This is a genomic window from Streptomyces sp. NPDC037401 (assembly GCF_055602345.1).
The window spans coordinates 119938-139012 of the sequence record NZ_JBVJWO010000016.1 but is presented as its reverse complement, the minus strand read 5'-3'; the positions used below and the strand labels follow the sequence as shown (position 1 = coordinate 139012).

The 19075-nt window shown below is 69.8% G+C and carries 22 protein-coding genes and 3 pseudogenes; 9 read left to right on the top strand and 16 right to left on the bottom strand.

Going from position 1 to position 19075, the window contains the following annotated elements; translation table 11 throughout:
- Nucleotides 1-65 precede the first annotated feature (65 nt).
- Together ACZ7H1_RS19485 and ACZ7H1_RS19480 are read left to right on the top strand one after the other, a co-directional pair.
- Nucleotides 66-281, top strand: a complete 216-nt coding sequence (locus ACZ7H1_RS19485; protein ID WP_470788139.1) for a hypothetical protein — start codon at nt 66-68, stop codon at nt 279-281.
- A gap of 727 nt (nt 282-1008) precedes the next feature.
- Nucleotides 1009-1362 carry a hypothetical protein gene (locus ACZ7H1_RS19480; RefSeq protein WP_470788137.1) on the top strand — a complete coding sequence of 118 codons (354 nt, stop codon included), beginning with the start codon at nt 1009-1011 and terminating at the stop codon, nt 1360-1362.
- An 82-nt stretch (nt 1363-1444) separates the two neighbouring features.
- Here the strand turns inward: ACZ7H1_RS19480 and whiG are convergent, their stop codons facing one another.
- From whiG to ACZ7H1_RS19425, 11 genes and pseudogenes are all read right to left on the bottom strand, one after another.
- On the bottom strand, nt 1445-2278 hold the full coding sequence (gene whiG / locus ACZ7H1_RS19475; protein ID WP_470788208.1) for an RNA polymerase sigma factor WhiG: 834 nt from the start codon (nt 2276-2278) through the stop codon (nt 1445-1447).
- A gap of 266 nt (nt 2279-2544) precedes the next feature.
- Nucleotides 2545-3096: an RNA polymerase sigma factor gene (locus ACZ7H1_RS19470; protein ID WP_470788135.1), complete on the bottom strand. Its 552-nt coding sequence runs from the start codon at nt 3094-3096 to the stop codon at nt 2545-2547.
- 542 nt (nt 3097-3638) lie between these two features.
- A complete protein-coding gene (locus ACZ7H1_RS19465) occupies nt 3639-4154 on the bottom strand; it encodes a GNAT family N-acetyltransferase (protein ID WP_470788133.1) in 516 nt (171 codons plus the stop codon).
- 61 nt (nt 4155-4215) lie between these two features.
- Nucleotides 4216-4760 (bottom strand): annotated as a pseudogene (locus tag ACZ7H1_RS19460) (IS5 family transposase); the annotation flags it as partial.
- Between the two features lie 376 nt (nt 4761-5136).
- Entirely contained in the window at nt 5137-6330 is a 1194-nt protein-coding gene (locus tag ACZ7H1_RS19455; protein ID WP_470788131.1) for a hypothetical protein, read from the bottom strand.
- Between the two features lie 386 nt (nt 6331-6716).
- Nucleotides 6717-6896, bottom strand: a complete 180-nt coding sequence (locus tag ACZ7H1_RS19450; protein ID WP_470788130.1) for a Rieske 2Fe-2S domain-containing protein — start codon at nt 6894-6896, stop codon at nt 6717-6719.
- A gap of 562 nt (nt 6897-7458) precedes the next feature.
- A complete protein-coding gene (locus ACZ7H1_RS19445) occupies nt 7459-8889 on the bottom strand; it encodes a DUF2252 domain-containing protein (RefSeq protein WP_470788129.1) in 1431 nt (476 codons plus the stop codon).
- A gap of 125 nt (nt 8890-9014) precedes the next feature.
- The gene (locus ACZ7H1_RS19440; RefSeq protein WP_470788127.1) at nt 9015-9341 is read right to left on the bottom strand and encodes a carboxymuconolactone decarboxylase family protein; all 327 of its coding nucleotides are present in this window, start codon (nt 9339-9341) and stop codon (nt 9015-9017) included.
- A 123-nt stretch (nt 9342-9464) separates the two neighbouring features.
- Nucleotides 9465-9836, bottom strand: coding sequence for a DUF7144 family membrane protein (locus tag ACZ7H1_RS19435; RefSeq protein WP_470788207.1), 372 nt, complete (start codon nt 9834-9836; stop codon nt 9465-9467).
- A 378-nt stretch (nt 9837-10214) separates the two neighbouring features.
- On the bottom strand, nt 10215-10571 hold the full coding sequence (locus tag ACZ7H1_RS19430; RefSeq protein WP_470788126.1) for a hypothetical protein: 357 nt from the start codon (nt 10569-10571) through the stop codon (nt 10215-10217).
- 392 nt (nt 10572-10963) lie between these two features.
- A complete protein-coding gene (locus tag ACZ7H1_RS19425) occupies nt 10964-11116 on the bottom strand; it encodes a hypothetical protein (protein WP_470788125.1) in 153 nt (50 codons plus the stop codon).
- An 80-nt stretch (nt 11117-11196) separates the two neighbouring features.
- Here ACZ7H1_RS19425 and ACZ7H1_RS19420 point away from each other — a divergent pair, with 80 nt between their 5' ends.
- Together ACZ7H1_RS19420 and ACZ7H1_RS19415 are read left to right on the top strand one after the other, a co-directional pair.
- Nucleotides 11197-11673 (top strand): cupin domain-containing protein, encoded by a 477-nt coding sequence (locus ACZ7H1_RS19420; RefSeq protein WP_443299801.1) that lies wholly within the window; start codon nt 11197-11199, stop codon nt 11671-11673.
- 8 nt (nt 11674-11681) lie between these two features.
- A pseudogene (locus tag ACZ7H1_RS19415) lies at nt 11682-11833 on the top strand (amino acid permease); the annotation flags it as partial.
- A 37-nt stretch (nt 11834-11870) separates the two neighbouring features.
- On the opposite strand, the gene trxB reads toward ACZ7H1_RS19415, so the two are convergent.
- The 3 genes from trxB to ACZ7H1_RS19400 are packed head-to-tail and all read right to left on the bottom strand — an operon-like array spanning nt 11871 to nt 13957.
- On the bottom strand, nt 11871-12854 hold the full coding sequence (gene trxB / locus ACZ7H1_RS19410) for a thioredoxin-disulfide reductase (protein WP_470788123.1): 984 nt from the start codon (nt 12852-12854) through the stop codon (nt 11871-11873).
- Nucleotides 12855-12859: 5 nt separating this feature from the next.
- A complete protein-coding gene (locus ACZ7H1_RS19405; RefSeq protein ID WP_013000197.1) occupies nt 12860-13279 on the bottom strand; it encodes an arsenate reductase ArsC in 420 nt (139 codons plus the stop codon).
- A gap of 48 nt (nt 13280-13327) precedes the next feature.
- A complete protein-coding gene (locus tag ACZ7H1_RS19400) occupies nt 13328-13957 on the bottom strand; it encodes an arsenate-mycothiol transferase ArsC (RefSeq protein WP_470788121.1) in 630 nt (209 codons plus the stop codon).
- A 76-nt stretch (nt 13958-14033) separates the two neighbouring features.
- Between ACZ7H1_RS19400 and ACZ7H1_RS19395 the strand changes: the two genes are divergently transcribed.
- The 4 genes from ACZ7H1_RS19395 to ACZ7H1_RS19380 all read left to right on the top strand — a co-directional run bounded on the left by ACZ7H1_RS19395 (nt 14034) and on the right by ACZ7H1_RS19380 (nt 16583).
- Nucleotides 14034-14348, top strand: coding sequence for an ArsR/SmtB family transcription factor (locus tag ACZ7H1_RS19395; RefSeq protein WP_393784786.1), 315 nt, complete (start codon nt 14034-14036; stop codon nt 14346-14348).
- A 40-nt stretch (nt 14349-14388) separates the two neighbouring features.
- Nucleotides 14389-15180, top strand: a complete 792-nt coding sequence (locus ACZ7H1_RS19390) for an aquaporin (RefSeq protein ID WP_470788118.1) — start codon at nt 14389-14391, stop codon at nt 15178-15180.
- Complete coding sequence (locus tag ACZ7H1_RS19385) at nt 15177-16232, top strand: ArsO family NAD(P)H-dependent flavin-containing monooxygenase (RefSeq protein WP_470788117.1); 1056 nt, start codon at nt 15177-15179, stop codon at nt 16230-16232. Before ACZ7H1_RS19390 ends, ACZ7H1_RS19385 begins: the two co-directional genes overlap by 4 nt.
- A gap of 72 nt (nt 16233-16304) precedes the next feature.
- Complete coding sequence (locus ACZ7H1_RS19380; protein ID WP_393784783.1) at nt 16305-16583, top strand: type III secretion system chaperone family protein; 279 nt, start codon at nt 16305-16307, stop codon at nt 16581-16583.
- 17 nt (nt 16584-16600) lie between these two features.
- Here ACZ7H1_RS19380 and ACZ7H1_RS19375 read toward each other — a convergent pair.
- Both ACZ7H1_RS19375 and ACZ7H1_RS19370 read right to left on the bottom strand, forming a co-directional pair.
- Nucleotides 16601-17090, bottom strand: a pseudogene (locus tag ACZ7H1_RS19375) (GNAT family N-acetyltransferase).
- A complete protein-coding gene (locus ACZ7H1_RS19370) occupies nt 17087-17449 on the bottom strand; it encodes an ArsR/SmtB family transcription factor (protein ID WP_393784781.1) in 363 nt (120 codons plus the stop codon). Before ACZ7H1_RS19370 ends, ACZ7H1_RS19375 begins: the two are co-directional and overlap by 4 nt.
- Before the next feature lie 113 nt (nt 17450-17562).
- Here ACZ7H1_RS19370 and ACZ7H1_RS19365 point away from each other — a divergent pair, with 113 nt between their 5' ends.
- Entirely contained in the window at nt 17563-18924 is a 1362-nt protein-coding gene (locus ACZ7H1_RS19365; protein WP_470788115.1) for an NAD(P)-binding domain-containing protein, read from the top strand.
- Nucleotides 18925-19075: the final 151 nt, after the last annotated feature.

Here is a 19075-nt window from a genome sequence, read left to right as displayed (position 1 = left end):
GATAGGCGCCCCGTGAGGGCTGGCGGCCGGGCACCGTGACACCCCCGCCCCACCAGGCGGGTGGCGTGGCGGTCACCGGGCTCGATGCCCTTCCCGGGATGGCCGTCCGCGTGGACGGCCGGGAGCACGGGGTCACTTTCGACGGCCGTACCGGCTGGCTGCAGGTGACGGCCGGCGTCCCAACCCACGAGGCCCTCGCGTTCGCGGAGGGAACCGTGATCGGAGTGGACGCCGACGGCGGGCTCAGCGGCCTCTGGCTCAAGCCGGAGTTCACCGACTGACCCGTTGACGGCACATGAGCACGGGGAACGGCCCCGCCGGGCACGCCTGGCGGGGCCGTCCCGCAGTCCGCACCCCGAAGGGGGCGGCCCGGGTCAAGGGAGCCCCCTCCTCCCGGGGTGCCCCGCACAGCGCGGGGCACCCCCCCTTTGGCCTGCCACGCCGGACCGCAGTGGCCGGAGGCACCGCAGCACGCGGACGCCCCCCACGGGCCCCGGCTGCTGGCCCACCCGGCAACTTGGGATTGGGCTTGGCTGCGGGCCTCGACGGCGTAGCCCTCTGCGGCCGGGCCGTGCCGGACCCTCGACCCTCCGAGGGCTCCGGATGGGCGTACTGGCCTTCGCCGGATGCCTCGCGGGCGCCCGGCGCGGGGCGGGCAGGGGCGGGAGCTCGGCCGCCCTCGGGGGCGGAGAACGGCTCGGGCAGGCGGGACAAGGGCAGTACCTCCCCGGTCGTCGGCCGAGCAGGCCGGGGGCCGCTGGGTGCTCGTGATTCGCCACCACCGCGGCAAGGAGCAGGGGCGGGGACCAGCGGCGCATTGCCGTCACCGTGACGCAGCCGGGCCGCGTAGGGCAGTCTGTATCAGCGTGCCGCGGCAACCGAGTCGATGGTGCCGTGCCAGGTCCTGTGGTATCCCTCGCGGAGGGGGCCGCCGACGAGGTCGAGCACCTTCGAGGCTGCGCTGATCAGTGCTGCGGGGTCGCCTGAGCCGCACAAGTGGTGGTGCCGGTGGTGCCCTTCGAGGAGGGCGGCTCCGTGTTTGGGGTCGGCTTCGATCAGGCGCCGGGGCAGCCACTTCCCGCCGCCGATTCACGCGTGGTGGTGGTCGCAGAGCAGATCGGCGGCGGAGTTGACCACGTACCCGGCCACTGCCAGACGCTCGATGGGGTCACTCGCGTCGGCGAGGTCGTCCAGCGAGTCAGGCAGACCGTAGCGTTTCGTATCGACGGTCTCCGGTTCCGGTGCAGGCGGACCTTCGCGAAGGTCTGCATCGGCCAGGGCGCGAGCGCGCGCGGCCTCGCCATGGGAATCGACCAGAAGGAGACCGGATGCATACATGTGCTGGAGGACCGCCCGCTGTGAGGAAACATCTGCGGCGCAAAGGTCCCCTCCGCCTCGCCGACCAGGTACGCGTCTGAGGAGCCAGCTGAGTTGCGCGACGACGTCAATGCTTCTCAGCACCGAAGCCCGCGAGCCTTGCCCGCAGTTGGAGCACCGACTTCGTGTGGATTTGGTTCACCCGGCTCTCGGTCACACCCAGCACGTTCCCAATCTCGGCCAGCGTGAGCCCCTCGTAGTAGTAGAGAGTGATGACGGTCTTCTCCCGCTCGGGCAGCGTGCTGATCGCCCGAGCCAGGAACCGCCGCAGCTCCCGGTCCTCGGCCACCTCCACCGGGTCGTCAGCGGCGGTGTCCTCCAACGTGTCCGTGAGGCTCAGCCGGTCGCTGCCCTCACCGCTGACGTGCAGCAACTCCTCCAGTGCCACGACGTTCGCCAGCGACAACTGGCCGAAAACCGCTTTCAGTTCATCCAGCGCGATGCCCATCTCGGCCGCCACCTCGCTCTCGGATGGGGTGCGCCGCAGCCGCGCCTCCAGCGTTGCGTAGGCTCGCTCGACGGCCCTGGCCTTCTGCCGTACGGAGCGCGGGACCCAGTCCAGCGCGCGCAGTTCGTCGATCATCGCGCCTCGGATACGGGTGATCGCGTACGTCTCGAACTTGATCGACCGTTCGATGTCGTATTTCTCGATCGCGTCGATCAGCCCGAAAACCCCCGACGACACGAAGTCCGCCTGCTCCACATCGGCCGGCAGTCCCACGCTCACCCGGCCCGCGACGTACTTGACGAGCGGCGAGTAGTGCAGGAGCAGCTGTTCGCGCAGCCGCTCGTCGCCCGTCGCCTTGTATGACCGCCACAGTTCGTCAAGCGAGCCGGCAGCGGGAGGTCGAACACCGCCGCGTGCAGCCGGCGAAGCAGGCGACTGCCCGTCGAGTGCGATGGTGCTTAGCACCGTGCTCCGAGCCGTCTGCCGTTCGTAGGTCTGAGCGGACGAGCTGACCGCTTCCCGAGCAGCCCTGCGACTTGCAAGAGCCACAGGAGTTGCCGCCTCATGCCGGAGCCGGTTCTTCAACGCAGTCAGGGATGCTTCCGTTTCCGCTGGTGACACAGCCTGTGTCAGCGCCGCCTCGGTCGAGTGCAGCATGGCCCGGATCCGGGCATCCTCTGTCGGCGGGGAAGAATCAGCTCGCTCCTGCCGGCTCTTCGTCACTGCTGTTCTCCTCCCTCTCCGTCGAGTAGTCCCTGCTGTTTCAATTTCACCGCGAGCGGTTCGAGCTTCTTACATGCCTCGCTCCGATGCTTCCGCACGGTTGAGGGCTCGATCCGCAGCATGGCGGCGATCTCAGCAGTGGACAGGCCGGCCAAGTAGTAGAGCGCCATCACGTCGGACTGACGAGCGGGGAGACTTGCGATCCCTGCGCACACCTGGAGGAAGCCTTCCTTCACGTCCATAAGCTCGGCCAGGTCCGGCCCACGCGCCGACCACTCGGCGTTGTTGAGGGCAGTGGTGCCCGAGTGGCGACGGCACAGTTCGATCGCCTCGCGCACCACTGTCCTGGCGAGCCAAGGCCCCCAATTCCGCACCGGGGCAGCCTCTGGTGCGTTCATGCGGCGCCAGCACTGAATGAATGCTTCTTGTACGGCGTCGGATGCCAAAGCACGCTGGGCGCCACACACCATGGAGGCTCTAGCGAGCAGCCGCGGATACCACTCTCGGTACACCGCATCGAACTCCTCCTCGGAAAAATGTCCGGACATTCAATCCTGCTCGCTGTCGGGAAGCCGCACGGCCCACGAGGCACCGTCATGGTCGGTGACCTCAACAGAACCTCCGCTAGTGGAAAGCTGATCCAGCACGACCTTAAGAGTTTCACGTCGCACTGCCTCGCGAAGCCAATAGGCACAAGCACGTGCTGCGATCCCGGCTGCGGCGCTGACGCCGGTCGCCAGGCACGCCCACCCCCAGACTGTGAGCACTGTCGTGTTCTCCTCTTCCGTCTCGGTCGCGCCGGGAAGCCCCGGACATCCTGTAAGAGGGAAGCGGCTTCAAAAACGCGTAGGCGGAGTACGGGAAGGACGAGGAGTCACCCGATGGAGCGTCATTCCGCACGCTTGTCCGATATTCATGAGGTCCCCCGACAGTCGAACGCGCGCGATCACGGATCCTGAAGAGTCCCGTCCTCCCTGCTGGTCTCGTCCTCGGCTCGGGCGGCGAGGTACTCGGCCAGTCGCGTCGGGCCTAGGGCGGGTCGTTTGGATCACCGAGCCAGGCTGGATTCCACTTCGCTGCCGCGTCGGCGTCAGATGCTGCCGAAGGGTTCGGGGTAGATGAATTCGCCTTGTACGGACGGATCGTAGGCGGCCAGGGTGCGGATTTGGAACATGTGCTCCCAGGCTGGTTCCTCGCCGACGATGCCGAAGTCGGTGCTCGGTCGGAAGCCGAACCGCCCGTAGAAGTCAGGGTCACCGAGGACAACGACCATCGAGGCGTCGAGGGCGTCGGCCGCGGCGAGAGTGGCGTGGACCAGGGCCGTTCCGAAGCCGCGGCGGCGATGGTCGCAGTGAACACCGAGCAGGCTGAGGTTGGGGACTCGGACGGTACCGATTCGGCCCCAGGTGCACAGAGCATGGCCGATGATCGCGCCGTCTTCGCCCTCGGCCACCAGCGAGAGCGCTGGAATCCAGTTTTCACCCTTTTGCAATGAGTCCCGCAGAATCACCTCCACCGGTTCCTCCTCGTGCGGTTTGTAGGAGGAGGCGATGGTCACCGCACGGACAGCGGCCAGGTCGGCGGGGGTTTCTCGTCTGATCAGCACCTACGCAGTGTGCCCCTCCGGCCGACCTGGCGTGTGTGCGGGGGCTGTCAGAGAGATGGCCTCATCTCGCGGACCAGAGGAAGATGCCCGCGATGTGGAGTCCGGCGAGGTAAATGGTGGCGGTCTTCTCGTAGCGGGTGGCGATGCCGCGCCACTGCTTCAGGCGGTTGATGCACCGTTCGACGGTGTTGCGCTGCTTGTAGGTCTCGCGGTCGAAGGCCGGGGGCCTGCCTCCCCGGCTGCCTCGGCGCAGGCGGTGGCCCCGCTGGTCCGCTGGGATGGGAATCACTGCCCGGATGCCGCGCTTGCGCAGGTGGTCGCGGATGGCACGTGAGGAGTACGCCTTGTCGGCCAGGACTACGTCCGGCCGGGTGCGGGGCCGCCCACGTCGGCGAGGGACGCGCAGGCGGGCCATCACGTGCGTGAAGGCGGGCGCATCACCGCCCTGTCCGGCGGTGAGAACGAAGGCGAGGGGCCGGCAGTGCGCGTCAGCTGCGAGATGAATCTTCGTGGTCAGCCCGCCGCGGGACCGGCCGATGGCATGGTCGTCCGGCTCGCCTGGCGGAGCCCCTTTTTACGGGCTCCGGCCGCGTGCTGGTGAGCGCGGATGCCGTGCCGGTTGAGTTTCTGGGGCAAGCCGTGGATCGAGATCGGCTCGCCCGGAACCATGCCCGGGCAGAGCCGTCGGGGTCGGTCCAGGCCGTTGACTGCCCGCACGCGTTACGCGCAGGCGCCCCTCATCCGCGCGGCCGGGGGCCGTGCGACGGTCCTGCTACCGCCCGATTTAGGAGGCAGCGTCACCCCCGCGCGGGCAGCCGCTCACCGCTGGCCGGCCTCGCCCCGGTGGTGCCGGGGCAGGACCGGTTGCTGTTGGCGGAGGCGGAGCGGAGTGTCGGCGTCACTCGTGTCGGACGGCGACTGCGGCCGACTTGGCCTTCCCGTGGGGAGGTCGGAGTGTGATCGGTCCGTTGTCCCGTACATCTCACTGGCCGTGCGGACGCTGCTGGACCTCCCTATCCGGCGCTTGGGGGTTCGGGCCCCGGAAGCGGGCGAGTGCCTTCGCGAGGGTCTTCCATGGCGAGGAGTCCTCCTTGGCCGTCGTCGGCGATGCCGTCCGGGGGGCGCCGTCGCCGCCGGTCGCCTCGGCGAGGGCGTCGAGCGCCGACTCGGCGGCCTCCCGGTACAGGTCGCAGGATGCTGTCATGCCTTCGAGTGCCTTGGCGTACCTGGTGACCATGGCCCGTGCGTGGACCAGTTCCTCGGCGGGGGTGAGCAGATGCCAGCCTTGGCGTAGCCGTGTCAGGACCTGTTCGGCGTCGGTCGGCAGTGGCTGGGGCAGTGAGGCGAACTCCTCTATTTTGTCCAGGAGTTCGGTGGGTTCCGTGCCGTCCAGGAAGACATTGCGTATCGTGAAGTGCTCCGCGTCGTAATCGAGGGCCTGCGGTGTCGGAGGCAGGATGACGGCGCCGCCGCGCGGCATCCCCACACCCACCTCACGCTTCATCACGAAGTCGGCGATCAGCGCCTGCTCCGGCGTGGCCCGGTGTTCGACCACCCGGTGCCGCAGGCTCGGTGGCAGGAACGCCGTGATCGGTCGGCGTCCCAGGGCGTCCGGCGTCATCGCCTCGTGCACCACGACATGGATGAACCAGCTCTGCCGGGTGCAGGCCCGCAGCAGTCGGCGCAACTCGTCGTCGTCCTTCGGCAGGTGGTTCGGCGTCCGCAGGCGCACGTCCGTCGCCGTCTCGTGGTCCCATGCGACCTGGTCGCTGTCGGGCCAGAACACGGTGGCTGGTGAGGGCCAGCTCGTTTCCCACGCCCGCTCGGCCTCGGCGGCGAGGACCCAGGTGACACCCTCGCTCTTCATGCGGCGGGACTCGGGCTCGTACGTGGTCAGTTGCGCGCGCACCGTGACGCCGTCGGCCACGCGCCAGCGGGCCTCGAAGAGGCGGCGGGCGGACGGGCCGGGGTCGGCGGACTCGTCCCGGGGGTACAGCTCGGTGGAACGCGCCGCCTCGACGGGGTCGAGGTCCAGGAAGTCGTCGATCACCCGGGCCGCCTTGAGGGCGAGCAGGTTGCGCCGGACGTCCCGCTCGGGCTCGGGCCCGAGGTGACGCCCACACCCGAGCCAGGCGGTATCGGGGACGGTGGTCGATGAGGTGCTGTTCTTGGCCATGGAACCGTTCAGTGGGCGATCAGGGCCCGACCAGTATGGTCCGCGGCCCGAGCGGCGGAAGCGGTGCTTCCGTCCGCGTCGCCGTGGATCGAATGCCGGGTCGACGCGCAAGCTTATCGATTAGCAGGCAGCGCCGGAAGCAGTCGTGTCGGCGGTGACGCTCGCACGTCGCGGGTACAGAGCTGCATCAAGCTACCGGCTTCAGGGTCGCGACCCTCGGCCATCCCGGACGACGGCGGCCACCTGCTCCGGCGGCCGCGACCGAGGCGTTGACCGGAGTACGAGGCGACGCGCCGGCGACGGGCTCATCACCTGTCTGGCCGCCTTCCGGGAAGCGCCGGGCATGTCCCCGGCGCTCGCCAGCTGGACCCGAGGCTGTGGTCGTCCTATCGCCAAGGTGCCTGGGCGCGCTGTGCCTGTTGTTGTGCGGAGGCGGCGTCTGCGCATGCGTTTTCACCGACCACCGCACCTCCGTGCCCCAGATGGGCTCCCAGGTGGGGGCAGAACGGCCGGACTGCGCGTACCTTCCCGCTGGCAGTGCGGTGGAGCACCACATCGTCGTCCATCAGCCGGCGGGTCAGGACAGTGCCCGGGCTTGAGCTCGGCAACAGCAGCGAGAGCGAACCATCCGTCGGGATACGGAAGGCGCACGGCACGCCGAGTCGGCGCGTCTGCGCGATGCGGTAATGATGACCGGCCCCACCTGATCGCGGTTCACGAACACCACGACACCGATCGCCTCGCCATACCGATGCCACATCGGTAGCTCACGCCACCTCCGATCTCCACGCCGTGCGACCGCCGCACGGCCCGGGCCTGTGTGGCCCTGAGCCGAGGACCGCGCAACGTGCCGCTGGGGTGCTACCGGCGGAGGTTCCCCCGCGGCCAACGGCTGGGAGTCTTGAGCTAGCGCGCCGTCGACGGGCGGGGCGGGCAGTAGCCGTGCACCCCGAGCCCACCCTGGGACACGAGACCTTCGCCGATCCGCCGCTTCAGCAGGTCCCGCTGTTACCGTCAAGCCGTCAACGCGGGCGTGTCTGAAAGTTCGTGTAAGTCCGTGATGTGACAGCCTGGCGTGTTTCCCCGGAACGTAGCAACTCGGGAAGTCCCCCGGGCCTCTTCCCGGGGTCAGGTCGTCGGCAGTTCCTCCGCGGGCAGCCGGCCTGCGGCTACGGCGTCGACGAGGGCCTGGTGGTCGCGTTCGTTCTGGTCGGCATAGGCTTCCGCGAACGTGGCGAGTGCCCGGTCGAAGGAGTCGCCGCTGCCCAGGTACGCGGCGATCGCGATCCGGTCGCCGGACCGGGCGTGCGCGCGGGCCAGCGTGACCCCGCACAGTTCGCCGAACGCGCGCATGCGTCTCGGGTTCATCGTCTCGGGGAGGGCGATGCCCTTCCAGTCGCGCAGTTGGCGGACGTAGAAGTCGCGTTTCTTGCCGTCGATGCCGTTCACTCGCTCCCAGCCGAGGAAGATGTCGCTGGTGGCCTGCATCAGCCGCTGGCCGGCGACCACCCGTTCGCCCTGGTTGCGGTACGTGCTCGCGCCGACGTGTGCGGCGAGCACGGAGGTGTCGGCCTCCTTGGCCTGGAGGAAGAGCGGGTCCTGGTCGTCCCGGCCGAGGAGCAGGAAGATCCAGCAGCGGGTACCGACGCTGCCGACGCCGACCACCTTGCGGGCGACATCCGCCAGGCGGTAGTCCGACAGGAGCGTGCGCCGGTCGGACGCCAGGGTGTGGCCGTACCGTTCGATCAGGCCGCGGAACTGGCGCTCGAGGGCATGGCGCTCCACGTCGGGCATCAGGTCGGCCACCGGGACGAGCAGCGGGGGATCCGCCGCGATCACTGGCCGGCCGTCGACCGTTTCGGTGAGCTTGTCGAAGGCCTGCAGGCTGTCGCGGCTGCGGGCCTTCTCCATGGCGCGGGCCAGGTTCCTCCGGCCGCGCTTGCGGAGCCGCTCCGTGGCCAGGGACTCGAGGCGGTCCTCGTCGATCTTCGCGTACCAGACGTCGATGGTGCGCATGGCCGCGAAGCTGATCATCGCCTCGCGGTACGAACGGACCGTGCGCCGGACGATGCGGTCGCGCTCGGCGTCGTCGAAGCCGTTCGCCCGGGCAGCGATGACGAAACTCGCCGACAGCCGCTTGACGTCCCACTCCCAGGGGCCCGGCAACGTCTCGTCGAAGTCGTTGATGTCGAACATCAGACGTCGTTCCGGCGAGCCGAGGAGACGGAAGTTGAGCATGTGGGCGTCCCCGCACAGCTGGGCCGTGAATCCCGAGCGCGGGGTGGCGGCCAGGTCGGAGGCCATGATCGCGGCGGCACCCCGGTAGAAGCGGAACGGGGATTCCGTCATGCGGCCGTAGCGGATGGGAACGAGCTCGGGCACTCGTGTCGCGGACTGCGCCTCCAGGATCGTCAGCGGGTCCGGTCTGTCAGGAGGCGGCTCGTACGCGGCGTGGCTCGATCGCGGTGAGCGGCGCCGGGCCTCCTTGCCGAGGGCCGCGCGCTCCGCGGGTGTGGCGTGGGGTGCGGCACGCATCGCCGTGGTCGACTTCTGGGGCATCGAAGACCCTCCTGCCTGGCCCTGCGGCCATCGTGATGTCCGGCAGCGGCCAGGGGTCAGTAGGGGCCTCTTGGTCTCGTCCGATGCCGGACGGGCCGACCGACGATGCCGGGTGGCGTGCGCTCTCAGCCCTCGCCCTCGATCTCTGCATCGGCGACGGCAATGGCGATGCCGAGTGCCGCGGCGATGTTGCCTGCTGCCGTCATGACGCGGGCAGTGCCCACGATGGGCGCGATGGCGACCAGGACGTCTTGCAGTTGCTCGGCGGTCATGCCGGTCCTGAGGCCGGGCTCGATGTGGGCCGCATAGGAGATCGGCGGGGCATCCGAGGCGGCGAGGGCCGCGATGCGCGTGAGGATCAGCATGTCCGGGGCCAGGCCGCATCGTTCTACCGAGTCGACGGTCATGGCGGCGAGGGTGTCCAGGACAGGGGTGTCGGATGCAGTGGGCATGTTGCATGTCCTCCTGGGGGTGTTGTGGGACCTTCATGGGGGTTGGAACGGACGGGCTGATCAGCTTCGGTGGAGAGCAAAGGCTTTGCCGCTCCTGTCCTCGGGACTGTCGGCCGTCTGAGATCAGCTTTCCGACGGGCTTGGAGCGGTGGACAGTGCCCAGATCGCGAAGGCATTGATCGTGATCAGAACAATGACCCAGAACGGCGCGTACGGGATCCAGAGGAAGTTCCCGAGCATGCCCAGGCCGGCCAGCCCTACGCCGACTACCCGGGCCCGGGTGGCGCCCTTGAACAGGGCGAAACCGGCGAGAGTGATGAGAGCGCCCACGATCAGATGAATCCAGCCCCATCCAGTGAGATCGAACTCGAACACGTAGTTCCGGGTGACGGCGAACACGTCGTCCTTCGCGACCGCGGCGATGCCCGAGAAGAGCGTCATCAGGCCGCCGATGACCATCAGGACCCGGGCGAAGACGACCCAACCGCTGCCCATACCGGATTTCGCGGAACTCTGCCCTGCGGTACCTGAGCGCGGCCCGCTCACGTGGCTCGTCACTACCGGCTCCTCCTCTGTTGTACTGCTTTGCGCACACCTGCTTCCTGTTCGGCTGATCGAGACACTTCCACTCTCGACCCGTCGCGCGTGCCGCGCACCTCAGGGACTGCGCGACGTGTCTCGAGGGCCGTGAGCGGACCTGACCTCGTGACCCGGTTCGGCAAGGGCGATGGGGCGCGGGCGTAGCGCCGACCAGGCGCGCCCAGGTCGCATCGCATGCGGAAGCGCACCGGATTCGTCGGTGCCCCTTCGTGGCCAGCCCCGGCACGTCGCCCTCCGCGCCCTTGGAGCCGCACTCCGTCAGGTTCTGCCACGTCAGCGAAGGCGTCGAGGGCCGCTGTGCTGCTGCCCGAAGCCCTCAGTCGCGCCTTGTGCCTCGCGCAGGTCGGGGGTGGCGGTCTTCGTGCTGTCGTACCAGTTTCCGTAGCGGTTGACGAAGTACGCGGCCGACATGGCGTGGAGCAGGATGCTGAGTCCGATGGTGACGGCGATTACCTGGCCCAGGAGTTCGATCCCGGGTACGTGTTTCTCCACCAGGAGGAGTCCGAAGACCAAGGAGGCCGGGCCGCGGGGTCCGAACCAGCCGACGTAGGCCACGGTGGGCGGTCGCATGCCGGTGCCGATCAGTGCGAGGGCCACGGGAAGCATTCCGACGACCGTCAGGCTGAGCACCGCGTACGTGATGATCCGCCAGTTCAGGTGTTCCAGCGCAGGGCCGAGCAGGACCGCGCCCGAGACCAGGAATCAATGACGCTGCGGGTGTCGATATGGCTTCTGACCTGGGGATACGGTCGGCTGCAAGGCCTGCGTCGGGCGTCTGTCCGGACCTCTGTTGACCGCTGTTCGCCGCCCTGAAGGGCACGGATGGGGCACGCCCCTGCCTGGCGCCTCGGCGAGGCGGGGCAACCCGTGATTTTCGTCCGTCCGTGGGACGGGCGGGCGGAGGCCGGACTGCTGGGTTGCACGAGCAACGCGCTCACCGCAGGTGCCGGGCCGAGATGGCGAGGGCGGTGGCGGGCCGCCGCGTGTGTCAGCAGGTGCCTCGGGCGGTTTGGCGCGGTGCGTCAGAGGCCCTGATGGTCCGCCGTTGTTCTGTTCGCCGGCTTCCTGTTGGCCGTGGTGTTCGACTGCACGACCGGGCGCACGGCGGAATGCGGCAACGCATCGCGGCCGTTCGTGCGGTAGCGGCTCGCGCGCTTGCGGCCGGAAGAGCCCATGGCTCTGAGAGTGTTGACGTGGGCGGGCGCAAGACCATGACCGTGTACCGCGTGCCGCCTTCGTCGACCAGGGGAGAAGCATGACCACCAAGGACGTCGGGCCGGAACCTCAGAGTTTCGACCTTGAGAAGGCGACGCTCGAGAACTCGAACTATCGCGCGGTCGCCTGGTCTGGGAAGTACCTTCAGCTGACCCTCATGTCGATCCCGGTGGGTGAGGACATCGGCTTGGAGGCGCACCCGGAGACTGACCAGTTCCTACGGCTCGATGCGGGCCGGGGCCGCGTACAAATGGGCCGCACGAAGGATCGACTCGACTTCGACCGGGAGGTCGAGGATGGCTGGGCGATCTTCGTGCCCGCCGGCACGTGGCACAACGTCACCAACATCGGTGAGGAGACCCTGCAGCTCTACGCCGTGTACGCGCCGGTCCACCACGCGTCGGGCAAGATCCATGGGACAGCCGCCGACGCGGAGCGCGATGAGGACTCGGGCGATGACGAGCCGCCGAGCTGGTCGGTCCAGCCTGTCCAGCAGCCTTCGGACGAGCACGCCTGACCAGTGAGGGCACCGTCGTGGCCGTACTTGGCGCGAGTGCCGACGTGCGCGGGACGATCGGCCTTCCTCCTTCGGGGTGCTCGCCTACTGCACCATCGCCAACGCCTCCGCTTGGACGTTGACTCCGGCCGAGAGTCGGCCGGAGCGGATCATGCCGGTCGGGGCCCACTCGCCGGAGTGGGCCCCACCAGCTCAGGTCAGACGGCTGCGGCTATCGGCTCGTCCTCTGTGCGCAGGGCGGCAAGGTACCGCTCGGCGTCCAGCGCTGCCGCACAGCCGGTGCCGGCTGCGGTGATCGCCTGGCGGTAGGTGTGGTCGACGACGTCGCCGGCGGCGAAGACACCGGGGACGTTCGTCCGTGTGGACGGGGAGTCGACGTTGACGTAGCCCTCGTCGTCGAGGTCGAGCTGGCCGGTGAACAGCTCGGTGCGCGGGTCGTGCCCGATCGCGATGAACAGTCCGGTCACGTCGAGGTTGCGGGTCTTGCCGGTGAAGGTGTCGCGTAGGACGACACCGGAGAGCATGCCGTTCGTCTCCTTGATCTCGGCGATTTCGCTGTCGAAGGCGAAAGAGATCTTGTCGTCGGTGAAGGCCCGGTTCTGCATGACCTTGGATGCGCGCAGTGTGGAACGGCGGTGGACGACGGTGACGGACTTGGCGAAGCGGGTGAGGAAGGTGGCTTCCTCCATGGCGGTGTCGCCTCCTCCGACCACGACGATGTCACGGTCGCGGAAGAAGAACCCGTCGCAGGTCGCGCACCAGGACACCCCCCGGCCGGAGAGCTCGTCCTCTTTCGGCAGGCCGAGCTTGCGGTAGCCGGATCCGGTTGCGATGATCACCGTCTTCGCGCGGTGGACGGTGCCTTCGGAGTCGGTGACTTCCTTGATCGTGCCGGTGAGGTCGACGGAGACGATGTCGTCGTCGATCATCTCGGCGCCGAACTTCTCTGCCTGGGCCCGCATGTTGGACATGAGGTCCGGGCCGTCGACGCCGTCCGGGAAGCCCGGGAAGTTCTCGACCTCCGTGGTCGTCGTCAGCGAGCCGCCGACGAAGATCGAGCTGCCGAACAGTAGCGGCTTCAGCTGCGCACGGGCGGTGTAGAGGGCTGCGGTGTATCCGGCGGGGCCGGAGCCGATGATGATGACCTCGCGTATGCCGTCACCAGCGGTGGTCTGCGGCATCGGTGTCAGCCCTGCTTCTTGGCGTCGATCTCGGCGATGAGGCCCTCGATGAGGCCCTTGATCTCGTCGCGGATGGGGCGGACGGCCTCGACGCCCTGGCCGGCCGGGTCCTCGAGCTGCCAGTCGAGGTAGGTCTTGCCGGGGAAGTACGGGCATGCGTCGCCGCAGCCCATGGTGATGATGTAGTCGGACGCCTGGGCGGCTTCCGGGGTGAGGACTTTCGGCTTCTGGTCGGAGATGTCGATGCCGAGCTCGGCCATGGCGGCGACGGCGGAGGGGTTGATCTGCTCGCCGGGCATGGAGCCGGCGGAGCGGACCTCGACGCGGTCGCCGGCGAGGTGGCGCAGGAAGCCGGCCGCCATCTGGGAGCGGCCCGCGTTGTGGATGCAGACGAACAGGACGGAGGCGGCAGGAGCGGAGGACATCTGTTCTTCCTTGGAGTGAGTCGACTGCGGTGGGGATCTGCGGGGGCTTCAGGGAGCGAGCTGGGTGAGGAGCTCGGTGATGTGTGCGTCGATGGCGTCGCGGATGTCGCGTACGACGGCGATCGGCGCTCCGTCGGGGTCGGCCACGGGCCAGTCGAGGTAGCGGCGGCCGGGCATGACAGGGCAGGCGTCGCCGCACCCCATCGTGATCACGATGTCGGCGGCCTCGACGACTTCCGAGGTCAAAGGCTTGGGGTAGGCGTCAGTGAGGTCCGCGCCCGCCTCGGTGAGGGCCTGTGCGATGTGCGGCTCGACCTCGTCGGCGGGGTGGGTACCCGCGGAGGAGACGGTGACGCGCTCGCCCGCCCGGTGTGCGAGGAGAGCTGCTGCCATCTGGGAGCGGCCGGCGTTCTGGCTGCACACGAACAGAACCCGCGTCGCGCCGCTCGTCAGCCCTTGTGTGTGGGCGAGGGCGCCCAGGCGGTCGGCGGTCAGCCGTTCCGCCAGCACGACGAGGTGCGTGCGGATCCGTGCCTGCTCGGCGAGCCGGGTGTAGGAGTCGGCGAGCAGGCCCAGCACGGTTTCCGGCGCGAAGTGGCCGGCGTAGCGGGAGGCGAGACGGGCAGCCCCTGCGGCCAGGCGTTCGTCCGGCAGGAGGGGTGAGGAGGGCGTGGGCATGGCGATCCCGTTCAAAGGAGCCAATAAGGTCAGCTCGGGCTGGTGTCAGCCCCAGCTGATGTGACAGTATCAGCACATGATGACGTCAGTCGACACTGATCTGATCCGGGTGCTGGCCGACCCGCTCAGGCTCCAGATCGTGACCCTGCTCGCTCGCGAGACGCTGTGCACCACCCACCTCGTGGAGGAGACGGGTGCCAAGCAGACGAACCTGTCCAACCACCTGAAGGTGCTGCGAGAGGCGGGGGTCGTGGAGACGGAGCCATGCGGGAGGTACATCTACTACCGCCTGCGCCCGGATGTCATCGAAGCCCTCGCCGGTCAGTTCGCCGACCTCGCCCAGACCGCGCGTGCCACCGCCGAAGCGAACCTCAAGCGGTCCTGCCCGTAGCTTTTCGCGCTTTGCCTCACCTGCCCGAGGAGACCCTGCCTTGACCGCCACCGAGCCCGTCGCCGCCCCCGCAGCGGAGAGCGACATAGCCGCCGACGCGCCCCGGCCCGCACCCGGCGCGACCCCGCCCCGCACCCCGCTGATCGCCCGCGCCGCCGCCGAGCTGGTCGGCACCGCGGCCCTGGTCGCGATCGTCGTCGGCTCCGGCATCCAGGCCACCGACCTCACTCAGGACGTGGCCCTGCAGCTGCTGGCCAACTCCACTGCCACGGTCTTCGGCCTCGGCGTGCTGATCGCCCTTCTCGGTCCGGTCTCCGGCGCGCACTTCAACCCGGCCGTCACCCTGGCCGAGTGGTGGACCGCCCGCCGCGGCGGCGCCGGAGTCACAGCCCGCGAGCTCGCCGTCTACGTCCCCTCCCAGATCGTCGGCGCCATCGGGGGCGCGATCCTGGCGGACGCGATGTTCGGCGAGCCGCTGGTGAAGTGGTCGCAGCACGACCGCTCGGCCGGCAACCTCCTGCTCGGCGAGGTCGTGGCGACCGCCGGCCTGATCCTGCTGATCTTCGGACTGGCCCGCACCGACCGCCTGCGCTTCGCCCCCGTCGCGGTCGCGTCGTACATCGGTGCGGCGTACTGGTTCACCTCGTCCACGTCCTTCGCCAACCCGGCCGTCACCATCGGCCGCGCCTTCACCGACACCTTCGCGGGCATCGCCCCGGCCTCCGTGGCCGGGTTCATCGGCATGCAGCTGGTCGGCGCGATCGTGGGCCTGGCGCTCGTGGCGGTCATCTTCATGCGCGGCAAGAGCGACACGGAGCGGCCCGCGGCATGACGCGCAGTGAGGATGTGGTGGTGATCGGCGGCGGCCAAGCAGGGCTCGCCGCCGGGTACCACCTGCGCCGTCTGGGCGTCGAGCACGTCATCCTCGACGCGCAGGCGGCACCCGGCGGGGCCTGGCAGCACACCTGGGACTCCCTCCGTCTGTTCTCCCCGGCGCAGTACTCCTCGCTGCCCGGGCGGCTGATGCCCGCCCAGCCCGGCGAGACGTACCCGGACGCGCAGCATGTCGTGGAGTACCTCGCCGACTACGAGAAGCGGTACGAGCTGCCGGTCGAGCGCGGGGTGTGGGTCGACGCCGTGCACCGCGACGGCACTCATCTGCGGGTGGAGAGCGAAGCGGGCGACTGGCGGGCCCGCACGGTCATCAGCGCGACAGGCACCTGGACCCGCCCGTTCATTCCCGCCGTCCCCGGTCGTCGTGAGTTCTCCGGACGCCAGCTCCACACGGTGCAGTACAAGAGCCCGGTCGAGTTCGCCGGCCGGCGGGTGATCGTGGTCGGCGGCGGCAACTCCGGCGCCCAGGTCGCCGCCGACCTCGCCTCCGTGGCCGAAGTGACGTGGGCCACCCAGCGTCCGCCCCGCTACCTGGCCGACCACATCGACGGCCGCGCCCTCTTCGACGCGGCCACCGCCCGCCGCCAAGCGCTGGACGCCGGAAGCACCGACACCGGCGGCGTCGCCTCCCTCGGCGACATCGTGGCCGTGTCGCCCGTACGTGCCGCCCGCGACGCCGGACTCTTGCACGCGAAGCCGATGTTCACCCGGCTCACCCGCACGGGTGCCGAGTGGGCCGACGGCACCCTCGCGGAAGCGGACGCGGTCATCTGGTGCACCGGCTTCCGCCCCGCCCTCGCTCACTTCGCCTCACTGCGCCTGCGCGGCACCCGCGGCCACATCGCGACCGTCGGCACCCGGGCCGTCGACGACCCGCGGCTGCACCTGCTCGGCTACGGCGACTGGACGGGCCCCGCCTCGGCCACCCTCATCGGCGTCGGCCGTCCCGCGCGCGACGCCGCCCGCGAGATCGCATCCCTGCTGTCCTGACGCCCAGCGTGACCCCTGACGCGCCTACGCTGGAAGGCAAGGCTGTCCGGGGGCCTGCCGAAAGGCCGTCCGATGCACATGCGCCACCACTTCCACATCGACCACGCGGGGCACTCGGTGAGCGTCACTGTCGAGACCGGCCGCAACCCCGTTGTGGGGGTCCTCGTGGACGGCAAGGAGGTCGTCCACGAGACGGCTGACCACGACCGGCCCATGGTCCTCCCCATTGAGCTGCCCACCGACCCGCCGACTCCGGCCGAGGTCAGGACGGCATCGGGGCCCGGCGTGCCGCGCTGCATCCTGCACCTGCCCGACGGCGAGCAGCACGTCATGTCCCCGCGTTCGTACTGACCGGCAGTCGGGAAGTGTCAGGTGACGGCGGGGCTGCGGCGCTCCAGCAGCACCACGTCGCGCCGGACGCCGTGGTGGCGGCCGATGCGTTCGCGGGTGCCGATGATCCGGAAGCCGGCCGCTGGTGGAGGGCGAGGCTGGCGTGGTTTTCGGGGAAGATGCCGGACTGGATCGTCCAGATCCCCGCGGCCTCCGTCGAGCCGATGAGGGCCGTCAGCAGGGCGGAGGCGACACCCTGGCCACGGGCGGCAGGGTGGACGTAGACGGAGTGCTCGACCACGCCCGCGTACGCGCACCGGTTCCCGTGCTCGCCGCGACCCAGCCCAGGACCTTGCCGTCGGCGGCGATGGCGACGAAGCGGTGCTCCGGCAGCTTGCCCGCCTCGAACACCTGCCAGGTGGGGGCGGTGGTCTCGAAGGTGGCGTTGCCCTCGTCGATCCCTGCCCGGTAGATCGCCAGGACCTCATCCGCGTGCGCTGCGTCCAGTGGCGCGATGGTGATGCTCATGCGGAGGCCGCGCGGGTCAGGAGCTGCCCCATGGCGGCGAGCACCGCGGGCTCCACCCGGTAGTACACCCAGGTGCCGCGCCGCTCGGAGGAGAGCAGGCCCGCGTCCTTGAGCTTCTTCAGGTGATGGGAGACCGTCGGCTGGGAGACGCCGACATCCGAGATGTCGCACACGCAGGCCTCGCCGCCCTCGTGGGAGGCGACGGCGGAGAACAGCCGCAGGCGTACCGGGTCGCCCAGGGCCTTGAACATGACGGCCGTCCGCTCGGCCTCCTCGGCAGTCAGCGGGCGCTCCGTCAGGGGCGGGCAGCACGCCGCCACGGCCTCCGGCTCCAGCAGCGGCAACACCTTCGTAGTCATGCCCCCATCATCCGAGAAACTTCGACGGATGTCTATGTTGACGAACATCGATCCAGCTGCCACTCTGAGGGTGTCAAGACATCGACAGGCGTCGAATCAACTGGGAGTCCGCCGTGAACGCATCCACCGAAGCCCTGCCCGTCGTCGTGATCGGCGCCGGCCCGATCGGACTCGCCGCGGCTGCCCGCCTCATCGAGCGGGACATCGAGCCCCTGGTCCTGGAGGCCGGACCGGCCGCCGCGTCCGCCGTGCGCGACTGGTGGCACGTACGCCTCTTCTCCACCTGGTCCGAGGTCGTCGACCCGGCAGCCGAGAAGCTCCTCGCGCCGACCGGCTGGGTGAAGCCGGACGGTGCCACCTACCCGTCCGGCGGAGACTGGGCCGATCTCTACCTCCAGCCCCTGGCCGACACCCTCGGCGACAAGGTCCGCTACGACGCGACCGTCACCGGTGTCTCGCGCACCGGCCGCGACCGCATCGTGGACGCCGACCGCGAGACCCAGCCGTTCGTCGTTCACCTCACCAGCTCCGACGGCCGCGAAGAGCGGATCTTCGCCCGCGCCGTGATCGACGCCTCCGGAACCTGGTCCACCCCGAGCCCTGCCGGCGGCAGCGGCCTGCACGCCCTCGGGGAGAAGAGCGCGGTCGACCACATGACCTACCGCGTCCCCGACCTCAAGGACGCCGTCGTCCGCACCCGCTATGCCGGCAAGCGCACCGCCGTCATCGGCTCCGGCGCCTCCGCCTTCACCGCTCTGGCCTACCTCGCCGATCTTGCCAAGGCGGAGGACGGCGCCGGGACGCACGCGACCTGGATCCTCCGGCGCGGGATCAGCGGATCCACCTTCGGTGGCGGTACCGCCGACCAGCTGCCCGCCCGTGGCGCCCTCGGCCTCGCCGCCAAGGCTGCTGTCGACGGCGGCTATGCCGACGCGGTCACCGGCTTCCGCACCGACGCCATCGAGAAGACCGAAGACGGCCGCCTGGTCCTGGTGGGCGAGGACGGCCGCCGCCTGGATCCGGTCGACGAGGTCATCGTCCTCACCGGCTTCCGCCCCGACCTCACCTTCCTGGACGAGCTGCGCCTCGGCCTCGACGAGCGCCTCCAGGCGCCGGTCGAGCTCGCGCCGCTGATCGACCCCAACCAGCACTCCTGCGGAACGGTCTACCCGCACGGCGCGAACGAGCTCTCCCACCCGGAGAAGGACGTCTACCTCGCCGGCATGAAGTCCTACGGCCGCGCCCCGACCTTCCTCGCCATGACCGGCTACGAGCAGGTCCGCTCCATCGCCGCCGCCCTCGCCGGTGACCTCGAGGCCGCCGAGCGCGTGGAGCTGACCCTTCCCGAGACCGGCGTGTGCGGCGGCGCGGGCCTCTTCGACCAGCCCGAGGCCGCGGAAGAGACCGGCGGCTGCTGCGCCGCCCCGGCCACCCTCACCATCGGCGCCCCCGCCACCGTCTCCGGCGGCTGCTGACCACCGTGCCCAACACCCAGGCCGGCGGGGGGGGGGGGGGGGGGGGGGGGGGGGGGGGGGGGGGGGGGGGGGGGGGGGGGGGGGGGGGGGGGGGGGGAGGGGTGGGTGGGGGGGGGGGTGTAGGGGGGGATAGTTGGTTGCGATCGTTTGT

Bases quoted from the DNA above. Each gene is read 5' to 3' on its own strand.
- ACZ7H1_RS19395 (WP_393784786.1), top strand. From the start codon at position 14,034: ATGATGACGTCAGTCGACACTGATCTGATCCGGGTGCTGGCCGACCCG.
- ACZ7H1_RS19470 (WP_470788135.1), bottom strand. From the start codon at position 3,096: ATGTCCGGACATTTTTCCGAGGAGGAGTTCGATGCGGTGTACCGAGAG.
- ACZ7H1_RS19420 (WP_443299801.1), top strand. From the start codon at position 11,197: ATGACCACCAAGGACGTCGGGCCGGAACCTCAGAGTTTCGACCTTGAG.
- ACZ7H1_RS19385 (WP_470788117.1), top strand. From the start codon at position 15,177: ATGACGCGCAGTGAGGATGTGGTGGTGATCGGCGGCGGCCAAGCAGGG.
- ACZ7H1_RS19455 (WP_470788131.1), bottom strand. From the start codon at position 6,330: ATGGCCAAGAACAGCACCTCATCGACCACCGTCCCCGATACCGCCTGG.
- trxB (WP_470788123.1), bottom strand. From the start codon at position 12,854: ATGCCGCAGACCACCGCTGGTGACGGCATACGCGAGGTCATCATCATC.
- ACZ7H1_RS19370 (WP_393784781.1), bottom strand. From the start codon at position 17,449: ATGACTACGAAGGTGTTGCCGCTGCTGGAGCCGGAGGCCGTGGCGGCG.
- ACZ7H1_RS19450 (WP_470788130.1), bottom strand. From the start codon at position 6,896: ATGGACGACGATGTGGTGCTCCACCGCACTGCCAGCGGGAAGGTACGC.
- ACZ7H1_RS19400 (WP_470788121.1), bottom strand. From the start codon at position 13,957: ATGCCCACGCCCTCCTCACCCCTCCTGCCGGACGAACGCCTGGCCGCA.
- ACZ7H1_RS19440 (WP_470788127.1), bottom strand. From the start codon at position 9,341: ATGCCCACTGCATCCGACACCCCTGTCCTGGACACCCTCGCCGCCATG.
- ACZ7H1_RS19405 (WP_013000197.1), bottom strand. From the start codon at position 13,279: ATGTCCTCCGCTCCTGCCGCCTCCGTCCTGTTCGTCTGCATCCACAAC.
- ACZ7H1_RS19380 (WP_393784783.1), top strand. From the start codon at position 16,305: ATGCACATGCGCCACCACTTCCACATCGACCACGCGGGGCACTCGGTG.
- ACZ7H1_RS19425 (WP_470788125.1), bottom strand. From the start codon at position 11,116: ATGGGCTCTTCCGGCCGCAAGCGCGCGAGCCGCTACCGCACGAACGGC.
- ACZ7H1_RS19445 (WP_470788129.1), bottom strand. From the start codon at position 8,889: ATGCCCCAGAAGTCGACCACGGCGATGCGTGCCGCACCCCACGCCACA.
- ACZ7H1_RS19435 (WP_470788207.1), bottom strand. From the start codon at position 9,836: ATGGGCAGCGGTTGGGTCGTCTTCGCCCGGGTCCTGATGGTCATCGGC.